This is a genomic window from Aquamicrobium ahrensii, assembly GCF_040545755.1.
GTDB lineage: Bacteria > Pseudomonadota > Alphaproteobacteria > Rhizobiales > Rhizobiaceae > Mesorhizobium > Mesorhizobium ahrensii.
In genome coordinates this window covers 413,622-429,258 of record NZ_JBEPMN010000002.1, presented here as the reverse complement: position 1 = coordinate 429,258, position 15,637 = coordinate 413,622, and the positions used below count along the sequence as shown (strand labels likewise).

At 62.1% G+C, this 15,637-nt stretch carries 11 protein-coding genes and 1 tRNA gene; 6 read left to right on the top strand and 6 right to left on the bottom strand.

What is annotated here, in order from left to right; all coding sequences use genetic code 11:
• Nucleotides 1-2 precede the first annotated feature (2 nt).
• Nucleotides 3-2,669: a pyruvate, phosphate dikinase gene (gene ppdK, locus ABID44_RS04910; protein WP_354150553.1), complete on the bottom strand. Its 2,667-nt coding sequence runs from the start codon at nucleotides 2,667-2,669 to the stop codon at nucleotides 3-5.
• A gap of 275 nt (nucleotides 2,670-2,944) precedes the next feature.
• On the opposite strand from ppdK, the gene ABID44_RS04905 reads away from it, so the two are divergent.
• Together ABID44_RS04905 and ABID44_RS04900 are read left to right on the top strand one after the other, a co-directional pair.
• Nucleotides 2,945-3,289, top strand: coding sequence for a VOC family protein (locus tag ABID44_RS04905; RefSeq protein ID WP_354150552.1), 345 nt, complete (start codon nucleotides 2,945-2,947; stop codon nucleotides 3,287-3,289).
• A gap of 215 nt (nucleotides 3,290-3,504) precedes the next feature.
• Nucleotides 3,505-3,579, top strand: a tRNA-Gln gene (locus ABID44_RS04900).
• Between the two features lie 230 nt (nucleotides 3,580-3,809).
• Here ABID44_RS04900 and ABID44_RS04895 read toward each other — a convergent pair.
• Complete coding sequence (locus ABID44_RS04895; protein ID WP_354150551.1) at nucleotides 3,810-4,709, bottom strand: LysR family transcriptional regulator; 900 nt, start codon at nucleotides 4,707-4,709, stop codon at nucleotides 3,810-3,812.
• A 114-nt stretch (nucleotides 4,710-4,823) separates the two neighbouring features.
• On the opposite strand from ABID44_RS04895, the gene ABID44_RS04890 reads away from it, so the two are divergent.
• The 4 genes from ABID44_RS04890 (at nucleotide 4,824) to ABID44_RS04875 (ending at nucleotide 9,102) form a co-directional block, all read left to right on the top strand.
• Nucleotides 4,824-5,753 (top strand): ring-cleaving dioxygenase, encoded by a 930-nt coding sequence (locus tag ABID44_RS04890; RefSeq protein WP_354150550.1) that lies wholly within the window; start codon nucleotides 4,824-4,826, stop codon nucleotides 5,751-5,753.
• 56 nt (nucleotides 5,754-5,809) lie between these two features.
• Complete coding sequence (locus tag ABID44_RS04885; RefSeq protein WP_354150549.1) at nucleotides 5,810-6,430, top strand: alpha/beta hydrolase; 621 nt, start codon at nucleotides 5,810-5,812, stop codon at nucleotides 6,428-6,430.
• Between the two features lie 130 nt (nucleotides 6,431-6,560).
• On the top strand, nucleotides 6,561-7,517 hold the full coding sequence (locus tag ABID44_RS04880) for a pirin family protein (RefSeq protein WP_354150548.1): 957 nt from the start codon (nucleotides 6,561-6,563) through the stop codon (nucleotides 7,515-7,517).
• 16 nt (nucleotides 7,518-7,533) lie between these two features.
• Complete coding sequence (locus ABID44_RS04875; protein WP_354150547.1) at nucleotides 7,534-9,102, top strand: VOC family protein; 1,569 nt, start codon at nucleotides 7,534-7,536, stop codon at nucleotides 9,100-9,102.
• Nucleotides 9,103-9,205: 103 nt separating this feature from the next.
• On the opposite strand, the gene ABID44_RS04870 is transcribed toward ABID44_RS04875, so the two are convergent.
• From ABID44_RS04870 to ABID44_RS04855, 4 genes are all read right to left on the bottom strand, one after another.
• Complete coding sequence (locus tag ABID44_RS04870) at nucleotides 9,206-10,549, bottom strand: O-antigen ligase family protein (protein WP_354150546.1); 1,344 nt, start codon at nucleotides 10,547-10,549, stop codon at nucleotides 9,206-9,208.
• On the bottom strand, nucleotides 10,546-11,721 hold the full coding sequence (locus ABID44_RS04865) for a tetratricopeptide repeat protein (protein WP_354150545.1): 1,176 nt from the start codon (nucleotides 11,719-11,721) through the stop codon (nucleotides 10,546-10,548). The genes ABID44_RS04870 and ABID44_RS04865 overlap by 4 nt, the downstream gene beginning before the upstream one ends.
• Nucleotides 11,693-13,333: a polysaccharide biosynthesis tyrosine autokinase gene (locus ABID44_RS04860; RefSeq protein ID WP_354150544.1), complete on the bottom strand. Its 1,641-nt coding sequence runs from the start codon at nucleotides 13,331-13,333 to the stop codon at nucleotides 11,693-11,695. Before ABID44_RS04860 ends, ABID44_RS04865 begins: the two co-directional genes overlap by 29 nt.
• Before the next feature lie 247 nt (nucleotides 13,334-13,580).
• Nucleotides 13,581-15,578 (bottom strand): polysaccharide biosynthesis protein, encoded by a 1,998-nt coding sequence (locus tag ABID44_RS04855; protein ID WP_354150543.1) that lies wholly within the window; start codon nucleotides 15,576-15,578, stop codon nucleotides 13,581-13,583.
• Nucleotides 15,579-15,637: the final 59 nt, after the last annotated feature.

Below are 15,637 nucleotides of genomic sequence, written 5' to 3'. Positions count from 1 at the left end.
GCTCAGGCCGCCTTTCGAATGGCCGACTGCGCCGCCGCCAGCCTGGCGATCGGCACGCGGAAAGGAGAGCACGACACATAGTCGAGCCCGACTTCCTCGCAGAAGCGGATCGAGGCCGGATCGCCGCCATGCTCGCCGCAGATGCCAAGCTTTATGTCGGGCCGTGTGGCTCTGCCCTTCTCCACTCCCATACGAACAAGTTCACCGACGCCTTCGACATCCAGCGACACGAACGGATCCTGCTCGATGATGCCCTTCTGGCGATAAATTTCGAGGAAGCTCGCTGCGTCGTCGCGCGAAATGCCGAACGTGGTCTGGGTGAGGTCGTTTGTGCCGAAGGAGAAGAATTCGGCGGTCTCGGCGATGAAGTTGGCGCGGATCGCAGCCCGCGGCAGCTCGATCATGGTGCCGGTGAGATATTCGATGACGACGCCGGTTTCGTCCATGACGCTCTTCGCCACGGCGTCGATGCGCGCCTTGACGTAGTCGAGCTCCTTCTTGAGACCGACCAGCGGCACCATGATTTCCGGCACCACAAGCTTGCCCGCCTTGCGGCCGGCTTCCACAGCCGCCTCGAAGATCGCGCGCGCCTGCATCTCGGCGATTTCGGGATAGCTGACCGCAAGACGGCAGCCACGATGACCGAGCATCGGATTGAATTCGTGCAGGGACTCGGTGCGCTGGCGCAGCTTGTCTGGCGAAACGCCCATGCCCCTGGCCACCTCGTCCAGTTCCTCTTCCGTCTTCGGCAGGAACTCGTGCAGAGGCGGGTCGAGCAGGCGGATCGTGACCGGCAGGCCCGCCATGATCTCGAACAGTTCGAGGAAATCGGAGCGCTGCATGGGCAATAACTTGGCAAGCGCCGCGCGACGGTCCTTCTCGGTGTCGGCAAGGATCATCTCGCGCATGGAGACGATGCGGTCGCCGTCGAAGAACATGTGCTCGGTGCGGCAAAGGCCAATGCCCTCGGCGCCGAAGGAGTGCGCCATGCGCGCATCCGCCGGCGTCTCGGCATTGGTGCGCACCTTCATGCGACGCGCAGCATCCGCCCACTCCATGATGGCTGCGAAATCGCCGGAAAGCTCCGGCTGAAGCATTGGCACCGCGCCCTTCAGAACCTGACCGGAGCCCCCGTCGATGGTGATGATGTCGCCCTTGCGGAAGGTCTGGCCAAGGGCGATCAGCGTGCCATTCTTATGGTCGACACGCAGCGAACCCACACCGGAGACGCAGGGTTTGCCCATGCCGCGCGCAACGACGGCCGCATGGCTGGTCATGCCGCCGCGCGTGGTGAGAATGCCTTGCGCGGCATGCATGCCATGAATGTCTTCCGGGCTGGTCTCCACGCGAACGAGGATGACCTTGCGGCCGACCGACTTCATCTCCTCCGCCTCGTCCGAGCTGAAAACGATCTCGCCGGTCGCCGCGCCGGGCGAAGCCGGTAGGCCGACGCCGATGACGTCGCGCGCCGCCTTCGGGTCGATGGTCGGATGCAGAAGCTGGTCGAGCGAAGCCGGATCGATGCGGCAGACCGCTTCCTTCTTCGTGATCAGGCCTTCGTTGGCCATGTCGACCGCGATCTTCAGCGCCGCCTTGGCGGTGCGCTTGCCGGACCGCGTTTGCAGCATCCACAGCTTGCCGCGCTCGATGGTGAATTCGAGGTCCTGCATGTCGCGATAGTGGTTTTCCAGCTGCCGCGAAATCTCGACGAAGTTGCGGAACGCCGCCGGCATCAGCTTTTCCAGCGATGGCCGGTCGGAACCGGCGGCGATGCGCGCCGCTTCGGTGATGTTCTGCGGCGTGCGGATGCCGGCCACCACGTCTTCGCCCTGCGCGTTGACGAGGAACTCTCCATAGAGCGTGTTTTCACCGGTCGAGGGATTGCGGGTGAAGGCCACGCCGGTGGCGGAGGTGTCGCCCATATTGCCGAACACCATGGCCTGCACATTGACGGCCGTGCCCCAGCTTTCGGGAATGTCGTGAAGACGGCGATAGGTTATGGCGCGCTGGTTCATCCAGCTTGAGAACACCGCGCCGATCGCGCCCCAAAGCTGCTCGCGCGCATCTTGCGGAAACGGCCGCTCCAGTTCCTCCTGCACCATGGTCTTGTAGAGATCGATGATCTCCTGCCATTCGACGGCGGTCACGTCGGTGTCGAGCTCATGGCCGAGACGCGCCTTGGCGTCTTCGAGGATTTCCTCGAACACCTCATGGTCGAGTCCCAGCACGACGTTGGAGTACATCTGGATGAAGCGGCGGTAGCTGTCATAGGCGAAACGTGCGTCGCCGGAATCGGAAGCCAGCGCCTCAACCGTCTCGTCATTGAGGCCCAGATTGAGCACCGTATCCATCATGCCCGGCATGGAAGCGCGCGCGCCCGAACGCACCGACACCAGCAGGAGCCTGGACGGATCTCCAAAGCTGCGGCCCGTCACCTTGCCGATGTGGTCGAGCGCCGCATCGAGCTGCGCCTCGAACTGCTCCGGATAGCGGCGGCCGTTGGCGTAATACCAGTTGCACATTTCGGTGGTGATGGTGAAACCGGGCGGCACCGGCAGCCCCAGGCTGCACATTTCGGCAAGGTTCGCACCTTTGCCGCCGAGAAGGTTCCGATCACCGGCGCGCCCTTCGGCGGCTCCGTCACCGAAGGTGTACACCCACTTGCTCATGCCTGCTCCCCGGCTTGCTGTGGTCGATCAACCCCGGCCGGGGCTGGATGGGGGCAGCGATAAGGTGCCGAAAAGCGAAAGGCAAGCGCGCGCATGCGTTGCCGGCGATCTATATCGATTAAGGTCCCGATGCATCCATCAGCGTCTTCCCGTCGCCAGACGAAAACAGCCGGTCGGATCATATCCGCCTGTGAAAACCAGCCCGGCAAGCCGCCCCGGGCTATTGCCGGAACGCATGAAATTCACTAGAACACAACAGGAACATGGAGGACGCCATGAGGCAGACAGGCAAGCTCGACTATATAGAAATGCCCGCCACCGGCGGTACGCTGGACAGCGTCAAGGCCTTCTACAGCACAGCTTTTTCGTGGTCCTTCACAGATTACGGACCGAGCTACTCGGCTTTCAGCGAAGGGCTGGACGGCGGATTCCATACCGATGCGACCGAAGGATCATTAAAGCCTTTGCCGGTGCTCTACAGCGAGAATTTGGAGGAAACACTGAATGCGGTGACGATGGCCGGAGGGCGAATCGTCAAACCCATTTTCTCCTTCCCCGGCGGGCGTCGCTTCCATTTTTCCGACCCCGCAGGCAACGAACTGGCCGTCTGGGGCGAGTAGAGCGGAGCGGAGCACGGCCCTGGCCACCACTGCTCCCGGAGCGCCTTTGTGTCGTCCCGGGTTCGTATCAGCGAATCCGGTTGCCATCGTCTTGCCTGGCGTGCCTGCGGAATTACAGCATAGTCCGCGCCGGTGCTTTAATCTGAACAAGACGGATTGTGCTTTTCGCCTTCTCTGCCTATAAGGCCGCTCTGTCCGGCCTCGGACGTTTCCGTTGGGGCGTCGCCAAGTGGTAAGGCATCGGTTTTTGGTACCGACATTCCCAGGTTCGAATCCTGGCGCCCCAGCCAAACCTGAAGACACGATAATTCAATATCTTACTGGATACGCCTTCAGGAGCGGACCAATTCAGGTTGGCCTTTCAGCTTCCCGACCTTTGGGACTCCTGCGCTGACGCAACCGGGCCTCCGATCACTATGACGGGCTCATGCCGGACGCTGGGGCGGAAGCGGGCGTGCAACGCCGCACGCGACCGGTCGAATTCAAACTGGAATGACGCGGTCGATAGCTGTCTCGCGCTTCAGAAAGATTTGATGTCCTTGATCCACGCTTCGAAGAAGTCGGAGAAGGTCGCGACCCTCAGCGGCAGCCGTTCATAGGGCGGGTAGTAGAGTGTGAGCCATATCTGCGGCGCGCTCCAGTCGGGCAGCACTGGCGCGAGACGGCCGGCCGCAATGTCTTCATCGACGATGAAGCGAGGCAACAGCGCAATCCCCTCGCCGTTGACGGCAAGCTGGGCAAGTATATCGCCATTGTTGGCGCTGAATGCGCCGGACGCTTTGTGAACACGGCGGCTTGACCCTCGGGAGAGTTCCCAGCTTTCGTCGCGCGCATCCGACCGATAGCTGAGGCAGAAGTGGTCAGCGAGATCGTCCGGCGTCACCGGCGTCCCGCGCGCGGCCAGATAGTTCGGCGAAGCGACAAGCACCCGCTGTACCTCGCAGATCTTGCGCCAGATCGTCGACTTGTCGTCCGGCGGTCCGGAAATGCGGATTGCGAGATCGTATCCCCCTTCGACGATGTCCACGAAGCTGTCGGTGAGCGTCAGCGAGACATGCGTCTGCGGATAGAGCGTGGCGAACTGTGACAGGACCGGCGGCAACACCTTGAGCCCCAGCGACAGCGGGGCGCTGATGCGAATGTTGCCGGATGCGACGCCCTGCGCCTCGCGGGTTTCCTCCGCCGCACGCGCAAGCCCACTGGAGAGCGGCGCTACACGCGCCGCATAGACGGCTCCCGCCGAAGTCAATGACACCTGCCGCGTGGTCCGGACCAGCAGTTGCACGCCAAGCCGCCTTTCAAGCGCCGCGATGGTGCGCGTGACTGAAGCAGGCGTCATGGCCAGCTGGCGGGCAGCGCCGGCAAAGCTGCCTTGCTCGGCCACGGCCAGAAACACGCGAAGGGATTCGAGTTCGCCCATCTTTGAATTATTACGTTAATTGCAACAATATATGCAAGATTATGGATATTCTGGTCAATGGCGTCCGACCCTATCTTCAATCCAGAACATTGAACCGCATGTGAGGACACCGCCATGCTTACCCAGATCAAAGGCCTGCATCACGTCACCTCGATGGCCGCTAATGCGCAGGAAAACAACGACTTCTTTACAAGGACGCTTGGCCTGCGCCGGGTCAAGAAGACCGTCAATTTCGACGCGCCTGACGTCTATCATCTTTATTACGGCGACGAGGTCGGCACGCCCGGAACGGTGATGACCTACTTCCCGTTTCCACATATCGTCAAAGGCGATCGCGGCGCCGGCGAGGTATCCGAAACCCTGTTCTCGGCGCCGAAAGGCACGCTGGGTTACTGGAAGGAGCGTTTCACCGCACGGGGCCTGAGAGGTCTTGAGGAAGGCGAAACTTTCGGTCAGAAGCGTCTGCGCTTTGCCGGCCCCGACGGCGACGCTTTTGCGCTGGTTGAGGTGGATGGCGACAAGCGCCAGCCATTCGCCGGCGGCGCTGTCCCCACCGACGACGGCGTCCATGGCTTTCATGGCGTCACCATGCGGCTGCGTGACGGCGGCGCGACGGGCGAACTGCTTAAGTATATGGGGTACGAGGAAGTCGACCGGCAGGGCGCGCTGACGCGTTACGCCATCAAGGGCGGCAACGGGGCCGATTTCGTCGACCTCGAAGTGTTGCCCGGTGCGCCGGCGGCACGTCAAGGCGCCGGCTCGGTCCATCACGTCGCCTTCGCTGTCGAGAACCGCGCGGCGCAACTTGAGGTACGCAAGGCGCTGATAGACACCGGTTATCATGTCACCCCGGTCATCGACCGCGACTATTTCTGGGCCATCTATTTCCGCACGCCGGGCGGCGTTCTGTTCGAGGTCGCCACCAATGAACCCGGATTTGACCGCGACGAGGACACCGCGCATCTGGGCGAAGCGCTGAAAATTCCCGCCCAGCACGCCCATCTGCGCAGCCGCATCGAGGAAATCCTCCCCCCGATCGACTGACGCGAAACACCCTCCCTGCCCGCCCGACCGGCGGGCCCCGGCTCAAGGAGAACATCATGTCTCGTGACGCTTATCACCATATATCCAAACCGCCCGCAGCCGGCGCGCCGGTTGTCTTCGCCTTTCACGGCACCGGCGGCGACGAGCGGCAGTTCACCGATCTGATCGACCAGATCCTGCCCGAAGCCGGTATCGTCTCGCCGCGTGGCGACGTTTCCGAACATGGCGCCAACCGTTTCTTCCGCAGGAAGACGGAAGGCGTCTACGACATGGCCGACCTCGCCGCCCGCACCGAAAAGATGACCGGATTCATACGCGCCCATCGCGAGGCGAACGAAGACGCGCCCGTCTACGGGCTCGGCTATTCCAACGGGGCGAACATTCTCGCTTCCGTCCTGTTCGAGACGCCCGGGCTGTTCGACAAGGTGGTCCTCATGCACCCGCTGATTCCGTGGTCGCCCGCCCCCAATCCCGGACTGCTTGGACGCCGCGTGCTGATCACCGCCGGACGGCGCGATCCGATCTGCCCGCTTCCCCTGACCGAAACGCTGGCCGGCTATCTCGAATCCCAGGGCGTGGCAGTCGACCTGCAATTGCACGATGGCGGCCATGAGATCAGGCAGCAGGAGATCCATGCCATCGCGGCGTTCCTGTCGCCCGATCCAGTCTCCGCCTGAAACATCGCGACAAGCTTCGGCAGGATGCGGCATTGACGCGCCACCTGTCGGGGACAATGCTGGCATGGTTTGGCGGAACCACCCGCGCAGCCAGCAGGATCGTCAACCCGCAAGCATCAGGAGGAACGCCATGAGCTGGATGCCCGACATCGAACCCAAATGCCCGGAAGCCGGCAATATCGACGACATCGAGACCCTGATCGTGCCGCGAGCGCGCGATCTCGGCGGCTTCGAAGTGCGGCGCGCCCTGCCCGCTCCCAGGCGCCAGATGGTCGGCCCCTTCATCTTCTTCGACCAGATGGGCCCGGCCGAATTCATCGACGAAGGCGGCATCGACGTGCGCCCGCATCCCCATATCGGGCTCGCCACCGTGACCTATCTCTATCAGGGCGAGTTCCAGCATCGCGACAGCCTCGGCACCAACCAGATGATCTATCCCGGCGCGGTGAACTGGATGGTGGCCGGCAATGGCGTGACCCATTCCGAGCGCACCAGCGCGCAGACCCGTGCGCAGCCGCGTCACTCGCTGTTCGGCATCCAGACATGGGTGGCCCTGCCTGAAGCCGATGAGGACAAACCCGCCACATTCGAGCATCAGGACAAGGATGCGCTGCCCTTCATCACCGGCGAGGGCAAGCAAGTGCGCCTCATTCTCGGCAATGCCTGGGGCGAACGCGCGCCGGTCAGGACTTTCTCGGAAATGTTCTATGCCGACGCCGTCCTGCTGCCCGGCGCCAAACTGCCGCTGCCGGACAATCATGAGGATCGGGGGCTTTATGTCACCGAAGGCTCCGTGCTGATCGCCGGCCAGGAATTCGAGGCCGGCCAGATGATGGTGTTTCGCCCGGGCGATCCCATCACCATCACAGCGGGCGAACGCGGCGCTCGCCTGATGCTGCTCGGTGGCGAGACGCTGAACGGCCCGCGCTACATTTCATGGAACTTCGTCGCCTCGTCGAAGGAAAAGCTCGACGCCGCCAAGGAAGCCTGGATCAAGGGCGATTTCGAACACGGCCGTTTCCGGCTGCCGCCCGGCGACGACGCCGAATTCATCCCTTTCCCGGGGAGCAGCCCTTCCGGACACTGAAACAGCGGAATCCAACATGCAACAGCAGTCCGCAGAGCCGCAAAGCGGCATCCATCACGTCACGCTGATCACGCGCAACGTGCAGGCCAATGTCGATTTCTACGCCGGTTTCCTCGGCCTGCGGCTGGTCAAGCGCACCGGAGGCTATGAGGACGCCGAACAGCTTCATCTGTTCTACGGCGATGCTTCAGGCTCGCCGGGCACCCTCATCACCTTCCTCGTCTGGGAAGAGGGGGCCAGCGGCCGGGTCGGCCACGGTCAGGTGTTCGAGATTGCGCTTGCCGTGCCTCGGTCAAGCCTTGGCGAATGGATGACCCGCTGTCTTCAGCATGGCGTCGCCATGCAGGGCCCTTCGCTCGAATTCGGCGAAACGGTGCTGCGGTTAAAGGACCCGGACGGCGTCATCGTCAAGCTTGTCGGGGCCGACATGCCGGCACCGCATCCCTGGGGCGACACGGCGCGCGGACCCACGCGCCTGCGCGCCGTGACCATCCTGTCGCAAGCTCCGGAAGAGACCGCCGCCTTCATCGCCCGTTTCGGCTACAGGCCGGGGCCGGTGGAAGGCGGGACAAGACGCATGCTGTCCGGCACGGACGCCATCGATATTCGCGATGGCTCGGGCTTTGTGGAAGGCGTTCCCGGCACGGGCACCGCCGATCACGTGGCCCTGCGCGCCGCCGATGTCGCGGCGATCAAGGCTCTGGAAACACAGCTTTCAAAGCTCAATTCCTCGCCCACCAATGTGCATGACCGGCGCTATTTCACTTCGCTCTATGTGCGCGAACCCGCCGGCACGCTGCTTGAAGTGGCGACGGACGGGCCGGGTTTTACGGTCGATGAAACGCCGGCCGAACTCGGCGCCACACTGATGGTGCCGCCAGACGATGAGGACCGCGCGCAAGACATCAGGGTCATGCTGCCCCAGTTCGCCATGCCGGGCGAACCGCGCCTGCCGCACCGCGACCTGCCCTTCGTGCACCGCTTCTTCACGCCGGACGCTCCGGACGGCAGCACTATGGTGCTTCTGCATGGCAGCGGCGGCACGGAAGCGGACCTGATGCCGCTGGCGCACCGCATCGCACCGCGCGCCACCTTGCTCGGCGTGCGCGGCCGCGCCCATGAGGAAGGCGACGCACGCTGGTTCCGTCGTCTTGGCCCGATCAGCTTCGATCAGGCCGACATTCGCTCCGAGGCGGAAGCTTTCGCAGCCTTCCTCGAAGGCGCTGTCGCGGCCTACGGACTCAATCCCGCCCGCATGACGTTCATAGGGCTTTCGAATGGGGCCAACTTCGCCGCGTCGGTGATGAGCCTGCAACCCGGCCACATCGGAAAAGCGATCCTGTTGCGTCCCATGATGGTGCTGGAAGAGCCCCCGGCGGCCGATCTCGGCGATACCGAGGTGCTGATGATCGCCGGCGCGCGCGATCCCTTCTCCAATTTCGGCAAGCCGCTGGCCCAATGGCTGACGGAATCGGGCGCGATGCTCGATCTGCATACAATCGACGCCGGGCATGAATTGTCGCCGGAAGACGAAAGCATTGCGCAGGATTGGCTGATCGCAAGGCAAGGCGACGGCGATGGCTGATATCGGGATCGTCAGAGAGGAGTTGATGTCGCTCGGATCGGCGGCATAGGGCCGACGCTCGCCTCCTGCACGGTGGAGGATGGACATGCCCCCTGGCCATCGGTCAACCGAGGCCTTGCGTCGAAGGAAGTAAAACCTCTTCACGCGCCTGCCTGGGTTTTCCTTGCGCGCCGCGATCCGGTGACGCCGGCCGCGCGCCTATGTCGGAAAAGAACAGGACATTGAAGAAGGCGAACGTCATGGCGATCGCCATGGTCCGCAATGGGTAGTCGACAATGGAATGTAGCAGGATAACGGCGATCGACAGCAGCGCCAGACGCTGGAGCGGACGGTTGAACACCTGAAACGCGCGGACGACCAGCGCAAAGACATAGACGCCAAAAATGACGGCCGCGCCTATACCGCCCTCAAGCAGCAGTTCGAGGAAATCGTTATGAGCATGGTTGACGTATGTCGCGTGCACCATGTCCCGTCTCTCGTAGGCCGGGTAGACGAGATCGAAAGTGCCGAACCCCGTGCCCCATACCCAGTTGTCCCGCAGGGCGTTCCATGTCGTGAGGGCGATTTCCCTGCGCCCGAAATCCGGGTCGAGTTGCTGCGAGCTGATCTGGATCAACGCGCCATAGCCATAGGCGGCGAAGCTGGCGAACAGAACCACCATCGCGATGGTGCCGACGCGGCCCCGCCAGATGAGCGAACCGACGGAGATGGCGACCACGCCAAGTCCGATCAGGATTCCGGCGCGCGAGCCTGCCGCCAGCAGGACGAGAAAGGTCAACACCAGCAGGAGCGTGGCGATGGCCGCGCGGTCGTGGAAAAAGCCGAAATAGACGATCAGCGGCAGGCTTGCGAACACCAGCGTGGAGAAATGGTTCACATTGGCGAACATGCCGACCATCACGCCGTAGCCGAGCAGGTCGCCGAGCGTAGCGTCCGTGCTGAATGAGTATTGCAAGCCGCCGGCGATCAGGTTGCAGACGAGGCCTATGACGAAAAATGGCAGCAGGCTGGCGATTTTTTCCTGCGGCAGGCTCGCTGCGGCGATGAAGAACACGACCGGCGCCAGTGCAAAGATCGTGGCCTCGACGGTGCGCGAAACGCTGAGGCTGATCGGCGCGGCGCTGACCGCGGTCTCGCCCCCGGCGAACGGTAGCAGGTCGGCCGGCCGGGCGATTTCGAGCAGCGTGAGCGGCAGGGGCAAAAGCTGCGCCAGGCCGGCCGCGATGATCAGGATGAACATGAGGAATCCGGCACGCATCGGTTTCGATATCTGCGCCGACATCAGCGCATAGGCCGAGCCGGCGATGACGATCATCTGGAGGATGGCGTCGACCAGTATGCCGCGCTGCGTGGCGCCGCCCACCAGAAGGCACGCGAGCAGGCAAAGGCCCAGTGCGTTGCGGCTGCCGGGCAGCCCTTTCACTGCCCCTGCCTCGACGACCGTCATGATTGCACCGCCGAAATACGAATGCTGTGGAACAGAACCCTGCCGCCGTAGCGATTGCTCCAGCTCTCGACCATCGTGTTGGTGCGCAACGTCAGGCTTTGCAGAGGGCAGTTCTGCGGGATGGTGAACGTGCCGCGAATGGTGCGGTTCTGATAAGTCCCGTCCGGCACCTCGACGCGCTGCACCGGCTGGCCCGGATCGATACAGTCAATGGCCCACAACAGCGATTTGGGCAGTTCGGCCCCAGTGGCCGAAGCCGCGAACTCCATATGATAGGCTCCCGGAGGAAGCAGGAGGTTCTGCTCCAGCCCAACACGAAGCACGGGCGTGCCGCCGAATTCCAGCAGAAGGCCCTGCCCCGATGCGCTGTCGGCTGACCCGGCAGGCAAGGTCAGGACGATGCCGGGCTGCTGCCGGATCATCCAGTCGAACCTTCTGCCCGAAGGGCCCTGACGGAAAAGCCCGTTGAACACGAAGCCCGACAAATCCTTTTCTTGTGGCGACAGCGTCAACAGGAAGGTGCGGTACGCCAGATCATATTGTTTGTGTCGAAACAGGCTGGCGAGCAGGTGCGCCGTTTCCGGGTTCGTGGGCGGCGTGGAACCCAGTGTCAGATCCTGCAAAAGCCGCGCCGTGAAGGCGAGGTTTCCGGAGCTGAAATCCGCAAGGGCCACGATCAGCGGGGTGCGCCACGGCGGCGTTTGCGCAACGGTCTCCAGCAAGGCGGCGTAGCTGTCGGGCAGCGAGAACACCTGCGGCACCGCGGCCGCGAACGGCCTGATCCTGTCGGGCCAGCGCCGGAACATCACGTCCAGAGCCGCCACCGCCTTGTCATGGTCCCCGGCCGTCACGGCTCTGTGGATGGACCATTGCAGCGCATGGATTTCGGTGCTCGCCAGCGTCAGGGCGTGGTCAAACATGTGATAGGCGGCCTCGGTCTGGCCGCGCCGGCGCAAGATTTCTCCAAGCAGGCTGTAGATACGCGCATCGCCGGCATTGTCCGGGACTGCCGCGCGGACCTGCTCTTCCATCTTGTCAATGGCGCGGTCGGCATCCTGCCTGTTCAGCCGGGCGACGGCCCCGGCAAGCAGCGCCTCCGTGTTCAGCGGATAAAGCGCCAGCGCCGCGTCAGGATCGCTTGCCTCAAGATGCCGACTTGATGCGATCGCCAAGATCACGCAAATGCTTGCGCATGCGCTCAGACACAGAAGCCAGCGACCAGTTTTTCGCATGTTGTGATGAGCCCCCCTCACCGGCCCCGCCTTCCAGCTTCGGCGTTTCGTCGCCATAGCTGTAGTAGTTGTAGCTGAGGTATTTATAGCTGTAGTTGTAGTCGAGCTTGCGGACCGCGAATTTGGTCATCGCCACGCCAAGCACGTTGGAACCAGCGGCCTGGATGCGCCTCAGCGCCGTTCGCGCAGCTTTTCGCGTCACCTGATTTGAAGAGACGACGAGGAGCGTCGCTTCGGTCAGCCGGCTGAGGATCGGAGCATCGGAAAGACCGATGATCGGCGGGGAATCGATCAGGACCATGTCGTAGCTCCGGGAGAGCTTCTGCAACAGCAGCCCCATGCGTGAGGAAGACAGGAGATCGGCGGGGTTGGGCGGGATCATGCCGGCAGTCATGACGCTGACATTTCCCCCAACCGGCTTGATGAGCTTCGGCAGATCCTCGCGCCGGATGGTGTTGGTCAGAACGTTGCTAAGTCCCACGGCGTTGTCGACCTTGAATATGCGATGCGCCATCGGCTTGCGAAGATCCGCATCCAGAACCAGCACCTTTGCGCCCAGCGCGCCGAAGTCCTCGGCCAGCTTGTAGACGGTGGTGGACTTGCCCTCCGCCGGTTCGGAACTGGTGACGAGCAGCGTGCGCGGCGCGCCTTCTTCACCGGAAAACTGGAGCGAGGTGCGCAGCGACCGGTAGGATTCCGACAGTCCCGATTTCGGATCGGCCACGGCTTGGCCGAAATCCTTGTCCTCGAGCGCCGGCAGGATGCCGAGGATTGGCAACTGCAACTCCTTCTCCACCTGCTCGGGATTGGTGAAGGTGTTATTAAGCAGTTCGAGCACATAGATCGCCGCCGCCCCGACCACCATGGACAGGACAAGTCCGATCGCCAGATTGAGGGACAGGCGCGGCGAATAGGCGGAACGCGGCATGACCGCCATGTCCACCACAGCCGCATTCTGGTTCTTAAGTTCGGAGCCGACGGCGACCTCGTTCAGCTTGGCGATGAGGTTCTCATACTGGGAACGGTTGGAATCCACCTCCCGCTTCAGGATCGTGTACTGGATGTTCTTGTCCTGGTAGGCGACTTGTTCGGCTTCCAGTTCGGCCAGCTTGTTCCTCAGATCCTCGACCTTGGCGAGCGTCTCGCGGTGCTTGATGCGGATCGAGTCGGTTATCGCCGCGACGCCCAGATTGACCTGATTCTCGGTCTCGCGAATCTGCGAGCGCAACTGCTGCATCTCGGGAAAGCCCGGCTTGAAGAACGCCAGCTTCTGCTGGTACTCCGCATTCATCTCGGCCAGCCTGCCCCGCAGCCTCTCCAGCCCCTCGCTCTTGAGCACCTGCTCGAGGCTGGCGCCCTGCCCATTGTCGATCTGCTGGACCAGACGCCCGTAATCCAGGTTTTCCTGCATGGCGAGGCCCAGAGCCTTGTTGATCTCCGTCAGGTTCGCCGCAATCAGCGAACTGTCGCTGCCGGTGATGGTGATGCCGGCGCTCTTGGCGTATTCGACCAGTTCCTCTTCGGATTTCTGAAGACGCTCCTTGACCTGCAACACCTGTTCCTGAATGAACTTGCGCGCCTGCGAAGAGGTGTCGCTGGCCTGATCGACACGCTGGTCGATAAAGCTCTGGGCGATACACGCATAACGTGCTAATTCAATGAAAAAATTCTCAAGTTTTATATGACGATGATATTGCTGAATAAAATGGAACGAGCGCTCATGCCCGAATGCTGGCCGCTCAAAGCATTGGCGTGCGACGATCTTTTATTTCCTGATAAAAAACACAGGTTTTTCGGTATCAGGCCACCGGCTTTGGAAACGATGGTGCAGCCTTCGTCTTCCTGTCGATACGGACGACCATCGCCTCCGGATCGTAGTCGTCGTCCCCCCTCGCCAGAACAGCGCCCGGCCTGAATTCCGGGACAATGTGCCGGAGAAGCTCGACCGCACGTTCCCGGTCTTCGTGTTCCACAGCCTGTTCGAGGAAGAGGATCGTCTTGTGCAGGACTTCCTTGTCGATCACACGCGGAGAGGCCGCGAAGTAAGGCGCATCCGGCGCACGTTGCAGGACTTCGCTAGGATCGAAGAGTTCCTCATGCAGCTTTTCACCCGGCCGCAAGCCGGTGAAGACAATATCGATATCGACATAGGGCTTGAGTCCGGCAAGCTGGATCATGCGTTCGGCAAGATCGACAATCCTCACGGGCTTGCCCATGTCCAGCACCATGATGTCGCCGCGCTTTCGCCCTGCATAGGCTGCGGCTGCATTGAGAACCAGACATACGGCTTCGGGTATGCTCATGAAAAACCGCGTGATTTCGGGATGCGTGACCGTCAGCGGACCACCTTCCGCGATCTGTTTTTCAAAACGCGGAACGACGGACCCGTTTGAGCCGAGGACATTGCCGAAGCGGACCGTCGTGAACAACGTTGTCTGGGAGGCGACGTCCAGAGACTGGCAATAGGCTTCCGCGGCGCGCTTGCTGGCCCCCATCACGTTGGTCGGTTTCACCGCCTTGTCTGTGGAGATCAGCACGAAGTTGCAGACGCCGGACCTGACTGCCGCTTCCGCCACATTGCGGGTGCCGAGCAGGTTGGTCTTGATGCCTTCGACCGGGTTTTCCTCGACGATCGGAACATGCTTCAGTGCTGCCGCATGGAAGACGATATTTGGCCGGAACCGCTCGAATATCTGTTCGACCCTTGTGTTGTCACGAACATCGACGAGATTTGTTTCGATCCGTATCTGCGGATAATTTTCACGCAGTTCCATATCCAGCCTGTAGAGATGGAGTTCGGAGGCGTCAGCTATGACAAGCTGCGCCGGACCATATTCCGCTATCTGCCGGCAAAGTTCAGAACCGATGGAGCCGCCCGCGCCCGTCACCAGCACTACGCGGCCGTTGACCAGTCGCGCAACGCTCGCCAGATCCGCTGTGATCTCCGGGCGTCCAAGCAGATCGCTCAGGTCTATCGGTTTCGGCTGCCGCAGGTTCTGTCCCGTGAGCAGCGCCCTTTCCGTGAACTCTGGAATGCGGGACACCTTGATCCCCAGCCGGGTGGCCGCCTGCACAACCTCGGCCAGATGCTGCCTGCTCGGGTTTTCCTCGGTATCGATCAGTTCGGAGATCGGCGTTCCCCGGACCTTCAACCGCTCCACCAGAAATTCGAGGTCCTCGAAGCTGCCGATCACCTTCACGCCCTGTACGATGCGGGCCTGATGGAGAACCCCATCGTCCAGTATGCCCAGAATATTGAACTCGCTGGCCGCTCCACGCCGGTTTGCGCGTATGAAACTTTCCGCACTGTCGGTAAGCCCGTAGAGCAGCACGTTGCGCGCCGCCCGCGCCGGCGCACCGGACATGGCGGGTCTTGAGAAAAACGACCTTTCCATCAGGAGCCGGCAGGCGGTGCGGTTGAAGGAGAGGCCAGCCACCAGATAGATAAGCGTCAACACCGGCACGGACCGCGGCACGTTGGAGCCGCGCGTCATCAGGAAGGCCGCAATCGTATAGGCGATCACCGATGCCGAGACGACCTTTACGATCGTAACCATGTCCGGAATCGAGAAATACCGCCACGATCCGCGATGGACCGAAAACAGCCAGTAGAAACAGATGAAGATCGCGACAAATGCGAGACCCTTTTCCTCAAGGCCAGGCACGGCGAACATGAAGCGTTCACCGTAAGCAGTGACGTAGGAAAGGATGAAAGCCGCAAACGCGGTGAACACGTCCAGCGCAGTGCCGGCAGTTCGCAGAATGCGCGCTCTCCGCATCAGTACGCGAAATTTCATGCTGTCGAAATTCTCCTCGGCAAGCAGCACAGATCAGCCCCGCCCCCGGGCAATCAGCA